Genomic DNA, 16,293 nt, shown 5'->3' with positions numbered 1-16,293 from the left:
ACCTTAAATATATAATTATTTTTAACTACTTCAATTGCTTCTTAATTGTAGGGTTTAAAAAAAAATATGACCCACAATAAATAATTACTAAAACACTGATAATGAGATATTTACATATCTATAAATATCATTCTTTTGTTATTAAAAATATGTAAATAAATCGCTCAGAAAATGTCGCTAAAAAAAGACAAGAACTGACGTTAACTATTCAAAAGTCATGCTATAAGTTAACAAAACCTCATGCCTTTATTTTTGATATTAAAATGAACTTCTTAATCCTTTTGATCGTGGGTTCCTTATAAAACGCTTTTAGTTGAATTTCAATTCCGTATTCTTCCTCTACTTTAGTCAGCAGGAACATGGTCCTTAGCGAATTTCCTCCTAAATCAAAAAATCTCTGATTGATCCCAATCCCACTCTTATCGATTTTCAATACTTCACTCCAAATTTTTACTAGTCGATGTTCGATTTTATCTGAAGGAGGGTCAAAATCTTCACCTACTCCTATCTCAGGATCAGGTAAGGCCTTGCGGTCCAGTTTGCCGTTGGCGGTTACTGGGAATGATGCCAGGTGCACATAGTAAGTTGGCAGCATGTACTCTGGCAATTGAGCAGATAAGTGACCTCTTAAGGTGGCGGCCTCTAAAGGTTCCGATGAAACATAGTAGGCCACCAGATACTTGTCGGACCCTGCTCCTTTCGCCAGCACTATTCCTTCATTGATCCCTTCATAGGACAATAACTGTTGTTCGATCTCTCCCAGCTCTACTCGGAATCCCCTGATCTTGATCTGATCATCCTGTCTGCCTAAGAATCGGATCGTCCCATCTGCTTCCCAACTCGCCAGGTCACCAGTTCGGTACAAACGTTCACCTACATGATACGGATCGGGTATGAACTTCTCTTCCGTCAATTCCTCCCGGTTCATGTAGCCAACCGCCAATCCCTGGCCACCGATGCACAACTCTCCCACTACACCTCGCGGTTGTAATTGGCCATAGGAATCCAGTATCAACATCCGCACATTGTCCAGCGGCTTACCTATCGGTACTACCTGACGACCGTTCAGGTTCGATAGAGAAAAGGCCGTGCTGTATACCGTCCCTTCTGTTGGACCATACAAATTCTCCAACTTGACTGCTGTCCCTAAATTGTTGAACCGTTCTACCTGTGAAAGTTGTAAGGCCTCTCCAGCCAAAAAGATGTACCGTAGGCTGGAAACTGAATCGATTCCTTTGACTTTCAGACGGTCTGTGAATACCGAAAACACCGAAGGTGAAAAATTCAGATGCGTCACTTCATGCTTGTCAATTGTATGGATCAACTCATCCATGTCTGATTCTCCGCCTTGTGGTAGCAGCACCAGGCTGCCTCCACCCACAAACCAGCCCATCAACTCTGTCATCGATACATCAAACGTGTAGTTCGTCTTCAGTAAATAGCGATCTGATTGGGTTAGTGGATACCTTGCCTGAAGTCCATGCTGTAGGTTGGTCAATGACTGATGTGCTATTTGTACCCCCTTCGGTAAACCTGTACTCCCTGAGGTGTACATCACATAAGCCAGGCTTTCCGGGTGACTCTTGTTTTCAATGGGTTGCTGAGTATTTGTTTCGTTAATAGAATCCAGCGTCAGGGTCTTGATGGATAAGTCAAAAGTCTGTTCATGGGCTGGTGAGCACAGCAATAAGGATGCGCCACTGTCTTCCAGCATGTAGTCTACCCTGCTCTGGGGAAACTTCGGATCAATCGGTAAGTAGGCACATCCACTCTTGAGGATACCCAGTATCCCAGCGATCATGTCAAAACTACGATCTGTCATTAACCCAATCAGTGACCCTGGATTCATTCCTTCTTCCGTCAGTCTTGCTGCTACTGCATCTACCTTTTTCTGTAATTCTTTATAAGTCAGGGAGGTATCCTCCTGAAATAAAGCTACTGCTTCGGGTAGCTGATTCGCCTGTCTGCCGAACAGGTCTACTACCGTCTCATCTGTAGGGTAAGTGACCTTGGTGTCATTGAAATTATTTAGGAGCTGGTCCTGCTCTTCCTTCGAAAGCACGTTGATTGCAGACAGCTTTACCTCCGGGTCGGCCAGTACCTGATCCACAATCCGCTGGAAATAGGAAATGAACCGGTCGATCGTGGTAGCCTCAAACAACTCCGTCGAATATTCAAAACTCAGGTACAAGTGATCTCCTGCCGTGGAGCCCGTCAGGGTCAAATCAAACTTCGATACCGAGTGGTTACTTGGGTAACTGGTCAGTTTCAGTCCCGGAAGCGTCAAGGCTGTACCGTCAAAGTTCTGATAAGAAAACATCACATCAAACAAGGGGTTGCGGCTCGCATCACGAACCACCTGCAAGTCCTCTACCAGGTCTTCATACTGATAGGCCTGATGATGAAATCCCTCCAGCGTGTTTTCCTTGACCAATTGTATGAATTGCTTGAAGCTTAGGTCTCCTTTCGGGTAATTGCGTAGCGGCAAGGTGTTGACAAACATGCCGATCATGCCTTCCAGGTCCGCATGATTACGACCTGCTGTGGGGGTACCGATGACAATGTCTTCCTCATGAGACAGTTTACTTAACAGCACATTCATCAACGAAAGTACCGTCATGAACATCGTGGCACCCTGCTCCTGACTCAATGCTTCTAATTGGCTCGTCTGGTCTGCATCCAGGCTAAAGCCCTTGATCGCTCCCGAGTAATCTTTTGCCTTCGGACGAGCATGATCTGAAGGCAGGTTCAACGCTACTATCTCTTCTTCAAAGACTTCCTGCCAGTAGGCTCTGGAGGCCGATAGCTGCTCCTGATGAGTCGGGCTGCTCTGCCACTCCGCATAGTCTTTGTAATGCAATTGGGGAGCTTGGGGGACTTCCCCTGCATAGAGACTCATGAATTCTTTGATCAGGATTCCCTGTGAAGCGCCATCACTGATGATGTGGTGCATGTCTACCAACAACACATGATCTTCCGGATTTAATTCGATCAAACCAACTCGGATCAATGGAGCGTCCCTCAAATCAAATGGACGGATAAAGCCTTCAACGATTCCTACTATATCCTCCGCTGCAGCGGTGTAATGGCTGATCTGAATCGCTACTTCTTCCCTTACTTTTTGTACCACTTTCCCTTCCACAACTTCAATTGTGGTACGCAATACCTCATGGCGATCTACCAGGCCCTGAAATGCCTGCTCCAGTCCAGATTTGTTCAGTTTGCCTTCCAGTTTCAGCACATAAGGCATGTTGTAGGCCAGTGAACCCCGATCAAACGCCTGTAGAAAATACATCCGTTGTTGTGCTGAGGAAGTGGCATAGTATTCCTGCATGGGTACTCCCGGAATCGCTACATGTGTCTGGGCGGTCAGGCTCATCAGGTGATTCGACAAGCTCCTGATGTCCTGATAAGTAAAAAGGTCCTTCACCGGAACCGATAGATCCAACACTTGTGACAGGCGATTCACCAGCACCATCGCTTTCAACGAATTACCTCCCAATTCAAAAAAGCTCTTTGTAACACTGATTTTATCCGCATCCAACTCCAATATTTCACTCCAGACCTGTACCAGTTGCTGTTCGGTCTCATTCGATGGAGCCATGTAATCTTCACCTACTCCTATCTCAGGATCAGGTAAGGCCTTGCGGTCCAGCTTGCCATTGGCGGTCACAGGGAATGAGGACATGTGCACATAGTAAGTTGGCAGCATGTACTCTGGTAATCGAGCGGATAAGTGACCTCTTAAGGTAGCCGCTTCTACAGGTTCCGATGAAACATAGTAGGCCACCAGATACTTGTCGGATCCTTCTCCTTTCGCCAGCACTATTCCTTCATTGATCCCTTCATAGGACAATAACTGTTGTTCGATCTCTCCCAGTTCTACTCGGAATCCCCTGATCTTGATCTGATCATCCTGTCTGCCTAAGAACCGGATCGTCCCATCTGCTTCCCAACTCGCCAGGTCACCAGTTCGGTACAAACGTTCACCTGCATGATACGGATCGGGTATGAACTTCTCTTCGGTCAATTCCTCCCGGTTCATGTAGCCAACCGCCAATCCCTGGCCACCGATACACAATTCGCCCACTACACCTCGCGGTTGTAATTGGCCATAGGAATCCAGTATCAACATCCGCACATTGTCCAGCGGCTTACCTATCGGTACTACCTGACGACCGTTCAGGTTCGATAGAGAAAAGGCCGTGCTGTATACCGTCCCTTCTGTTGGACCATACAAATTCTCCAACTTGACTGCTGTCCCTAAATTGTTGAACCGTTCTACATGTGAATGTTGTAAGGCCTCTCCAGCCAAAAAGATGTACCGTAGGCTGGAAACTGAATCGATTCCTTTGACTTGCAAACGATCTGTGAATACCGAAAACACCGAAGGTGAGAAATTCAGATGCGTCACTTCATGCCTGTCGATCGTATGGATCAACTCATCCATGTCTGATTCTCCGCCTTGTGGTAGCAGCACCAGGCTGCCTCCACCCACAAACCAGCCCATCAACTCTGTCATCGATACATCAAACGTGTAGTTCGTCTTCAGTAAATAGCGATCTGATTGGGTTAGTGGATACCTTGCCTGAAGTCCATGCAGCAAGTTGGTCAATGACTGATGTGCTATTTGTACCCCCTTCGGTAAACCTGTACTCCCTGAGGTGTACATCACATAAGCCAGGCCTTCCGGGTGACTCTTGTTCTCAAATTGTAACTGAGTTTTGGCTGTTTGGAGTGAATCCAGCGTCAGGGTATTGATGGATAGGTCAAAGGTCTGTTCATGGACTGATGAGCACAGCAATAAGGATGCCCCACTGTCTTCCAGCATGTAGTCCACCCTGCTTTGGGGAAGTTTGGGATCAATCGGTAAGTAGGCACATCCACTCTTGAGGATGCCCAGTATCCCAGCGATCATGTCAAAACTACGATCTGTCAGTAACCCAATCAAGGAGCCTGGCTTAAGGCCCTCTTCCGTAAGTCTTGCTGCTACTGCATCTACCTTTTCCTGTAAATCTTTATAAGTCAGGGACGTATCCTCCTGGAATAAAGCTACAGCTTCGGGTAGCTGATTCGCCTGTCTGTCGAACAGGTCTACCACCGTCTCATCCGTGGGGTAAGTGACCTTGGTGTCATTGAAATTATTTAGGAGCTGGTCCTGCTCTTCCTTCGAAAGCACGTTGATCGCGGACAGCTTCACCTCCGGGTCGGCCAGTACCTGATCCACAATCCGCTGGAAATAGGAAATGAACCGGTCGATCGTGGTAGCCTCAAACAACTCCGTCGAATATTCAAAACTCAGGTACAAGTGATCTCCTGCCGTGGAGCCCGTCAGAGTCAGGTCGAATTTTGATGTGTCTCGCGGGTTTTGAAACTCTTCTATCTCCAGCCCTGGTAATTCGAATTTCCCTGAATCAAAATTCTGATAAGAGAACATTACATCGAATAGCGGGTTTCGTCCCGTATCTCTGGTCACCTTCAGTGCCTCAACCAAATCCTCGTATTGGTATTCCTTATGATCGAAACCTGCTAAGGAGCGCTCCTTCACTTGTTTCAAAAACGCTTTGAAGCTTGAACTTCCTGAAGGGAAATTTCGGAAAGCCAGCGTGTTCACAAACATTCCTACGGTATGTTTCAGATCACTATGACTTCTTCCATCCGTAGGTACACCTACCACTACATCTTCCTGGCCACTTATCCTGGACAACAGAACATTAAAAATTGCCAGAAGCGTCATGAACATAGTAGTGCCTTCCCGTTGATTCAAGGCCTCGATTTGCCGTAGTTTATCACCGGCTATCACAAAGTCTTCGGTACGACCTGAGTAATTTTTTATTCTGGGCCGATCATAATCGAGCGGTAGCGTTATTGCATTTAACTCTTCCTTGAATTCTTTCAACCAAAAATCCTTATCCCGATTCGGCCTGCTTGTTTTTGAATCTGATTTTTGCCATTCCGCATAATCTTTGTAGTGGACCTCCACTTCCGGCAAACTTCGGCCCTCGTATAAGTCGAGGAACTCACTGATCAGAATCCCTTGAGATACGCCATCTCCAATGATATGATGCATATCAATCATTAGGAAGTGAAGATCATCATCCGCCTTAGCAATCCCCGCTCTTAGCAGTGGTGCTTGTTTCAGATCAAAAGGACGAACAAATTCCCGAATGCTATCCTGTATGTCCGCCTGGCCCAGCTTATAGCATTCCATTTCAAAAGAAACCTCTTCTCTGATTTCCTGAACCAGTTCAGCTGTCTCTTTTTGCAGGAATACCGTTCTCAAACACTCGTGGCGATCAACAAGTTGACGAAAGCAATTTTCAATCTTTTCAACATGTAATGACCCTTTCAAGCGGAGGCTCAGGAACATGTTGTAAGCAAGCGATTGATCATTGTATTCATTCAAAAAATACAATCTTCGCTGAGCAGAAGAAAGCACATAAGCAGTCTTTTCTTTGGCCCGCATTAAAGGTAAATAGTCAGAAGAAGACTGGACACGGTCATAAAAAGCCAATATTTCAGGCTTTCGGGATTTGATTTCTGCAAGAATATCGCTGGTCAACGATGTTTTCTTTCCCCTAATTTTCAACTCACCATCCGATACGGCCAGTGATAATTCCAGGGCATTCAGTTTACTTATGAATTGCTCTATCTTCATATAGTAATCTCTTCGATCTCCGGATCATCTGCTCCAAAGGTGGTATCTTCAAAACTTTTCATTGCCTCAATCATCACTGAGAGGTCTTCTATCGTGGATCGCTGAAAAATCTCCTTGTGAGGGATTTGCACATTGAATGCTTTATAAATCTCTTTGACGAGTTGGGTTACTTTCAATGAATGACCTCCCAATTCAAAAAAACTATCCCGTATCCCTACCTGGTCTACATTCAACAGGTCTTGCCAAATTTCTACCAACCGGAATTCCAACTCATTTCGAGGCGAAATTGCCAGCGGGTTTGATTTGAACGTTGGAGCAGGAAGTTTGCCTTTGTCTACTTTGCCATTTGAGGTCAGTGGAAATTCGGTCAGTTGAATGAAATATTGAGGGATCATGTAAATGGGTAATTGACCCTCCAGGAAAACGCGGATCTGGTCATCACTGATTTCCTTTTCAGATAAGTAATAGGCAACCAGATCACCCGGACCATCTGCATTATACAGCACCATGGCATCCCTAATATTTGGATGTGTCGAAATTTTCTGTTCAATCTCACCAAGTTCAACCCGGTATCCCCTGATCTGAACCTGATCATCCATTCGGCTCACATAAACCAGTTCCCCTTCAGGCAACCAATAGGCCAAATCCCCTGTTCTATAGAGCTTTTCTTTTCTATTAAATGGGTTTTCAACAAACTTTTGACTTGTCAGGTCTTTATTGTTCAAATACCCCAAACAAACACCTTCTCCACCTACATACATCTCTCCGGTCACGCCAATGGGTACTAATCTACCTTTCCGATCAAATACATATACCTGAGTTGTAGGTATAGGACGTCCAACATTAGACATGTCCTCAGCAAGCATGGAACTCGTTACTTCCTTATAGGTCACATGTACAGTGGTCTCTGTAATGCCATACATGTTGATCAATTGGACTTCAGGAAACCGATCATTCCATGACTTGATGGAGGCTGGAATTAATTTTTCTCCACCGAATATGACCTTCCGAAGGTTTAATTGGAGTTCGCTGGAATCATTGACTACTGATAGCAGGTTTTGGAAAGCTGAAGGAGTCTGGTTCAGTATGGTCACCTGATGTTCTTGCAGCATATTGAGAAACAGCCCCGGATCTCGAGCTTCCTCTTTTGAAACCAGGATTAGTTTTCCACCATTAAGTAGCGCACCAAAGATTTCCCAAACCGAAAAATCAAAACTGAATGAATGGAATTTGGTCCAGGTGTCGGATGCACTAAAATCAAACAGGTTGTTATCATTGAAAAACAGTCTAACTACATTTCTGTGTGAGATTTTGGCGCCTTTAGGATTACCAGTGGTCCCGGAAGTGTAAATGACGTAAGCAAGGTCCTCAGGATCATTGACCCCAGTCAGATTCTCATCAGAGAAGGCACTTATCTCTTCACCGGCTACTGACCAATATAGTCTTCCATCATCCTCCTTACGAAATTCTTTAAACAATTCCTGCCCCATCAATACAAACCTGGTATTGCTGTTATCCAACATGTATTGGATGCGTGACAATGGGTAATTTGGATCAATCGGCAAATAGGCCGCTCCTGATTTTAAGATGCCCATGATGCTGATGATCATGTCCAGGGAATCGTCGATGATCAATCCTACCAATTGATTCTTGCTAACTCCTTGTTCTCGAAGAAATTGACCAAGCTGATTGGCCTTATTGTTCAACTCGCGATAGGTTAATTGCTCCCCGTGATAATTAATGGCTGTGTGATCGGGATGTTGTATTACCTGTGATTCAAACAGGTCAATGATACAGGTATCTTGAGGATAACCTACATCGGTCTGATTAAATACATGGAGTAAGTGGTGACGTTCATCTTTGGACAGCACTTCAAGTGTATCAACTTGTTCATCCAAAATTGTCGGAAGGGTATTCAGTAGGCTTCCAAGTTGATGCTTAAGGGTCTCTACGAAAGGATCATTGTACAAATTGGTGTTGTATTCGAGGACGATATTAAGTTGTTCCCCAGGAAAAACAGTAACGCTCAGGTCATAATTGGTCTGTTCAACCATTTCGATCTTGTCAATTTCAAAATCTTTCGATTTCCCCAAAGACTTGTCCTTGAAGAACTTATCAACCGGATAATTCTCTATTACAACAAGGTGATCGAACAAATTCTTACCCAATTCATGAGCCGATTGAATCTCTGAAAGTCCCAGAAAACTATAGGGTTGACATGCCAGCGTTAGTTCCTGTTGCTGTTTCAAAAGTTCTTTGACAGTACATGAAACTTCATACTTGACTCTTACCGGCAACGTATTGATGAATAAGCCCAACATTTGCTCAACACCTTGCAATTCCGGAGGTCGACCAGAAGATACTGATCCAAATACAACATCATTCGTATCGTTATAACGAGATAGCAAGACTCCCCATAGCGTTTGAAATACTGTACTGAGGGTCACTCCCAAATCAGCACATATGGATGACAAGGCCTGCAAGCCAGATTGATCAATTGCTAAACTTTGAGATCGATAAGCCTTGACGACAGGTTGACTTGTTTCCGGAAGAGCGCTAAATGAAGCTGGTCTTTCATAACCCAGCAAATGATCTTTCCAGAAAGATATGGATGCTGTAAAGTCCATTCTCTGGAGCCAGTTGATGTAAGTTGAGTACGGTTTGGCAAATGGTAAGCTGGGTGAAGTCGCGAGGTGAAGGCTTTCATAAAGTGACCTGAATTCATTCAACAAGATGCCGGTACTCCACCCATCCATAATGATGTGGTGATAACTCCATATGAAGAAATAATCTTGCGCTCCTAATTGATACAGGCGTACACGCATCAGGCCCTCCTGCGAAAGATTAAATAGCTTCGTCCTGTCTGATTTTCGATATTGATCGATCAAATCATCAACGTGTAATTGAGTTACTTCCCCACGAATGTCCTGATATTCAAAATCAATCTCTCTCTGGTTGAGGACAATTTGTAGTGTTTCACCCACGTCCTGATCATGGAATACGGTACGCAGCACCGGATGCCGATCGGCTAGTGTCTCCAATACTTGCTGTACAAAAGTAATTTCCAGATCGCCCTGCCATCGGAAGCTCAATTGTTCGAAGTAGTCTTCCGAATCAGGATGAATAGTTGCATGTGCATGAAGCGTCTTTTGCATCGGTGCGAGCTGATAGGCATCCTGCATCGCATACTTCTCTTTCAAGTCGTCCAGTGTTACCCTTGACAAGCCCTTATAACTCAGATCTGATGGTGTCAGGTCAATCTGACCGTGACCTGAACAATGATCAATGATTTCAATGAGTTGCTGTCTGAATTGTTCCATGAACTCATCGATCACATTATCCCCATACTCCATATTGGAATAAGACAGTTCTAATTCCAGGCTTCCACCCGAAATCAGCCCAATGATGTCCCAATCATAACGCTGTTCTTGATTAGGAGAACGCATATTGCCCATCGGGGCATCTGACAATTGGAAAGATTGGTAAGTGATGTTGTCAAATTGTCCGAGATAGTTAAAACATATTCGGGATTGCGACAAATCGAGCCCCTCAGTATTTTGGTATTGATTTTCAACCAGAAGGTAGTCCAATCCACGGTTGGGAATGGCTCGCATTGTCTCTTTAACACCGATTAAGTTTTCTGATATTCCTTTTTCAGCCTGATAATTTAAGATAATCGGATATATGCTGGTGAACCAGCCTACCGTTCGGCTTAAGTCCAGGTTTTCGAGGATTTCTTCCCTCCCGTGCCCCTCGAGATCCAACCTCAATTGCTGGATATCAAAGCATTCATAAGCAGCTGCCGCAAAGCTTGCTAGAAGCATATCACTGATCTCGGTATTGTATGCTCGGTGAACATCTGTCCGGAGCATTTCGGTATACCTCTGATTCAACGAGATTTTTTTCCGGGTGATCTTACTGATCTTTCTTTCAGGAACCTGCTTTTTACGTGGAACAGGCGTATGAGTCGCTTTTAGTAATGAATCCCAGAAGGTTTTTACATCTCCAAATGAAGCAGTCTTTTGGTATTCTGAAAGGCGCTCCGACCAGGTTTTAAACGCATCCGTTTTTTCTGGCAGCTTGATGGGTTGATCCGTTTTTAACTGTTGGTAAATCGAATCGATATCATCCAAAATCACTCGCCATGATACACCATCTACGACCAGATGATGAATGACAATCAGCAAAAAGTTGCCCTCATCCGTCTTGAAAAGTCCGGCCACTACAAGTGGTCCCATCGACAAATCCAAGCTGGACTGCAGCTCCTCACCAGCTTTCATCAATTGCTGATTGAGGTTTGTTACTCCCCGAAAGTCCCATTCAATTAAGGTCATTTCCTCATCGGGCTCCAATACCTCCTGCAAGACTCCTTCATTTTGAACCTGAAACCGTGAACGGAGGGCATCATGATGATATTTCAAAGCGACAAGCATCTCATTGACCTGTGTCGTTGCAACATCTTCCGAAAAATGCAACATCACTGACTGATTGTGGTGATGTTTGTCGGTTAATTTGGCATGGAAAAACCTTTGCTGGATACCTGTGAGTGGTACTACTCCACTTACCGGAGATTGACTTACCTTTCGAGCGACAGGAGTAATGAGCAAAGACAATTCACGAATAGTAGGATTTGAGAGTAGATCTTTGGCCATTGTTTGATATCCTCGATCCAGCAATCTTGAAACGATCTGCACGGCTTTGATCGAATCTCCCCCAAGCCAGAAAAAATTGCTGGTTATGTCAATCTGATCTTTTTGGAGTATTTCTGACCAAATTTCCGAAAGCAACTGTTCTTCATAAGTTTCAGGTGCTATGAAATCTCGATCAGAAACAAGATTAGGAAGTGGTAATTTGCCTTTGTCGAGTTTACCATTTGCGGTAAGAGGAAAATAGTCTTGTTCCACATAATGAGCCGGCACCATATACAAAGGCAAAACCCGCATCAAATGATCCCGCAATTCCACCGATGAAACATGTGATTCGGGAGTAAAATAGGCAACCAGGTACTGATCACCTTCCGCCCCAACGGCCAATACTATCGACTCTTTTACTTGATCATGGAGGGACAAATGATGCGCCACCTCTTCTAATTCTATCCGATAGCCGTTGATCTTAACCTGATCATCCGCTCTACCCAGGAACTCGATATTGCCATTCGGTAATAAGCGGCCCTTGTCCCCACTGTCGTATATCCTAACACCTTCGTAAAATGGATGATTAAGGAATCTTTGTTCGGTCAATTCCTGGTTTAAGCAATACCCAAGGCTCAGCCCTTCTCCCTCTATATAGATTTGACCAACAACCCCTTGTGGCACAGGCTTTAAGCAATCATCGAAAATATGAATTTTCGTATTTTGGACAGGTTTCCCGATCGGTACCGATGGGGTGGTCTCAGCGCCATCAAATTCATAGATCATGCATCCTACGGTAGCTTCTGAAGGACCGTACTCATTATAAATTTGAACCTTATGATCAAACAAATCGCTTGTTCTCAGGGCAAGGTCATGACTCAGGTTTTCTCCGCCGATGATGAAAGTTTGAAGATGACTATTGGCATTGGCCGACTCCCCTAACTCATTTAAGACCTTCAAATGTGATGGTGTTAACTTAATGGTATTCACCTCCTCATCTGTCAGAATCATTTGCATTGTAGCCAGGATATCCTCCTGGTCATAAATGATAATTTTTCCTCCTGTAATAAGAGGAACGAATATTGACGTAACCGTCAGATCAAATGAAATTGAAGTGAACAGTGGGAAAGAACATGGCTTATTTGAAGCATAAAAAGAGGCAGCCCAATCGCAGTAATTGACCAAAGACTGGTGCCCGATCATCACTCCTTTGGGTTTGCCAGTGGTGCCAGAAGTATAGATGATGTATGCCAGGTCTTCTGGTTTTCGCAAACCCCTTCCCCATGTGGGTTGTGACCAATAGAACACTTCAGACCCAATAATTAACTGGCTATTTTCCTTCGCATGTTGTGTTCCGTCCTTGCTTGAAAAAAGCATGAAATCACATTGACAATCGTCAATAATTTGCAATAACCTCTCTTCAGGCATATGCTCATCCATAGGTACATAAGCACAACCTGTCTTCAACAAGGCCAAAATCGATATGATCAACTCCGGAGACCTTGGGAGTTTAAGTGCCACAACATCACCTGGCTTTAGCCCCTCTTTTTGGAATAAAGTGACTGTTTTGTCAACCTGGTTTGATAATTCTTTGTAAGTCGACAGGCTCCCACCTTGTGAAATAGCAACATGATCGGGGGTCTTTAGTACCTGATCCGCAAATAAGTCCGTGATTTTCTTATCTCCGGGGAATTCAGCGTTCGTATCATTGAATTGCTGAACGGATTGTTCATATGATTCCTCTGAAACCAATACCAGATCGGCAATACTTGAAGAAGGGTTTGCCAGAACCTGTTCAACCAGGTCACTATAGTACTTTCCTATCCGCTCAATGGTTGACCGTTCAAAGAGTGTCGTGGCATATTCAAAGAAGTACCTTATGGCTTGTTGATCATCATATACTTCAAGGGTTAAATCGTATTTGGCAGCCTTTGGATCAAAAAAGTAGTGTTCAACCTGCAGTTGGCCTAAGTCAATTTGCCTTTGGAAATTTTGAAAAACGAACATCGTATCAAAGACGGCATTTCGGCTAAGATCTCGTTGTTCTTCAACCCTTTCGGCGATCTTCTCAAAGGCATGATCCTGATGTTCCAGGACTTCTTTCCAAAGACCATGGACCTCCTCGAGCCAGGTATCAAATGCCAGATTTGGATCTACCTTACAACGAACCGGCAGGTTATTCACAAACATGCCCTGTACTCCCATTAATTCGGGCAATTGCCTTCCTGAGGTCGCGACACCTATGATCGCTTCTTGCTGATAAGAAAGCTTGTAGAGCAAAATACGGTAGATCGCGAACATGGTCGTTCCCAATGTATATCCATTTTCTCTCGCAATCTGACGTAATGCTTCACTGGCATTCAAATTCAACTCAAATGGGACCTTCTCTCCTACATGGTTGAATCGCGCAGGACGTGGATGATCGATAGGCAGTTCCAGCTTTGGTAATTCCTCGGACAATAACTTAGTCCAATATTGGCCACTTGCATTCCGATTGTTCGGTTGAGCATGCAGGACCCAGGCAGCATAATCCTTATACCCAATGTGGTCTTGAACTAATAATTCGTTCTCATCGATGGAGAAAAGTTCTATTACAAATGATTCCACCGAAGTTCCATCTGAAATGAGGTGATGAAAATCCAGAAACAGCAACTTCCGATTTTCGGAGTTTACGATTTCTATCCTGAATAAAGCTGCCTGACCAAGATCAAAGGGGCGAACTAGACCTCTTAAATGCTCATCCAGATCTTTCTCCAGACAATGCGCATACGATACTTCAACATTAGCCTGCTCCTGAATGGTAAAATATGGGTCATCACCACTTGAAAAAGACATGCGAAGCGCATCATGCTTCGCTATGAGTTTAGCTACGCGTTTTTCAAAGGACTTGGGATCAAATTCACCCTTGATCTCAAAGGCAATCGGAATGTTGTAGGCTGTAGAAGAAGGATCAATTTCACACAGATAATAGATCCCTTTCTGTGTTGATGACAAGGGGTATCGATGGGCAGGATTAGCCTTTGGAATGATATCATGTTCTGCCCCTTCCTTATTTTGAATCTGAAGCGCCAGTTGACGAACAGTCGGGTTTTCAAAGAATGAAGTCAAAGCAATACTTACACCCAAATGTTTCAAAATCAACATGCTGATCTCGGCTGCTCGCAATGAATTACCCCCGACCTCCAAAAAGTGATCGGCTACTCCAATATGATCGTTCTTGATGACCTGATGCCAGATTTTCAGAACTTGTCTTTCCGTTTCATTTTCAAGCCCGAAATGCCTCTGATCATTCTCTGTCTTGATAAGTTCATTAACTTCATGGATATGATCAGCAAATGCTCCCTCGCGATAACTTTCAATCAATTTGAATCGCTGAAGTTTACCACTTGTTGTTTTCGGTATATTTCGCACCCGAAGTACCCGGTCCAAAACAACACCCGTCTGCTGATTGAGTATTGTTTTGATGCCTTGTGATTTAGAAATGAAGTCCTTTAATTCGCCACGATGCAGGACAAAAGCAAGGATTTCACTCGAATCAGTTGCCTCATCAAAGGCGCTTCCAATGACAATTTGATTGAGTTCAATGCCTTCCACTTCCGTTGACATTTGTTCCAGGTCGTGAGGATAATAGTTCTGACCATTGATGAAAATGATGTCCTTTATTCTTCCTGTCACATAAAGCTGTCCATCTTGAACAAATCCAAGGTCACCTGTTTTCAGCCAGTGTTCCTCATTTAGAATTTCCCTGGTGCGTTCCTCATCGTTATAATATCCTCCGGTAACGCTTCTCCCTTTGATTTCTATTTGTCCAACAATTCCATCAGTCACAACTTGATCTTCCTCGTTGGTTATTCTCAATTGACAGTGATCAATAGGCCTACCGACATTAATGATTGATTGACTATATCCGATTGCTGCGTAGCCTGTGTTACCATATTCCAGATCCGTTGATGAAACACGGTCATCTATTCCTGACATAGTGACTGCCAGTGTGGCTTCGGCCATACCATATACCGGACATATGGCTTCTTCCTTCAATCCGTAGCTATTCAGTTTTTCACTGAATTCCGTGCAAATTTCTTTCGAGATCGGCTCTGCTCCATTGTAAATGATTCGCACCTGAGAAAGATCAAGGCTGAAATTTTTAGCTTCATCAAAGTGCTTTAAATAATACGAGTAGCCAAAGTTTGGGGAACAAAGGATTGTAACTGCATTTTGGCTTGCCTTAAGTAACCACATCTCCGGTCTTCGAAGAAAAAGGTTCGTCGGCATTAAGTACTGATCCATTCCGATAAAGAGCGGATTAAGATGGAAACCTATCATACCCATGTCGTGGGTAAGTGGCATCCAGCTTAGCATGGTATCATCGTTCGTATAATTTGCGGCACTGGCAATTGCGGCCACATTTGTGATTAAATTTTCATGCGTTAAAACCACTCCTTTTGGACTGCCAGTCGAACCTGAGGAAAACTGAATGAATGCGATATCCGCAGCGGTAACATCGGCAATTTGACCTTCATGGTCATGACTTTGCAGGTTGGCACTATCCAGAAAGGCCTTGCTGATATCGAGCGCAAGTCTGTCGCCTTCCTGCTGACTTACAAAAGCAATGACCTTATCCAGGTGTGCTTTCGTCCCAATGAAACCTGGATTATTGAGCTTCCCCCACACCTTTTCCAGTTTTCGAAATTGATCCTGGTTCTTAGCTACAGAGAGAGGAACAGGAATGATCCCGCCTAAGATACATGCCCAAAATACAATTAAGAACTGTTGATTGTCTTCAATCTGAAGAACAAGTTCGTCTTTTTGTTTTAACCCTTGACGCTGTAAATAAGCCAGTGCACTGACCGCATTTTCATAGAGTTCCCGGTACGTGAGGTAATCATCATTTTGATCGGCATTGATGAATGTTATTCCCTTTTTGAGATGAATGGCATCTTGTATGGCTTCTATTAAATGACTCGCCATTGTTGTTGATCTCTCTCTATTATTATTCCAGAATCC

General features: G+C 44.0%; 2 protein-coding genes. Both read right to left on the bottom strand.

Translation table 11 applies throughout. The annotated features are described in order from the left end of the window. Positions 1-238: 238 nt before the first annotated feature. Positions 239-6,658: an amino acid adenylation domain-containing protein gene (locus R8G66_07710; GenBank protein MDW3192234.1), complete on the bottom strand. Its 6,420-nt coding sequence runs from the start codon at positions 6,656-6,658 to the stop codon at positions 239-241. Beyond that, positions 6,655-16,257, bottom strand: coding sequence for an amino acid adenylation domain-containing protein (locus R8G66_07705; protein MDW3192233.1), 9,603 nt, complete (start codon positions 16,255-16,257; stop codon positions 6,655-6,657). Before R8G66_07705 ends, R8G66_07710 begins: the two co-directional genes overlap by 4 nt. Positions 16,258-16,293: the final 36 nt, after the last annotated feature.

Source organism: Cytophagales bacterium, assembly GCA_033344775.1.
Classification (GTDB): domain Bacteria; phylum Bacteroidota; class Bacteroidia; order Cytophagales; family Cyclobacteriaceae; genus JAWPMT01.
Note: the sequence above shows the minus strand (reverse complement) of the source record. Positions and strands in the feature narration are given on the sequence as shown.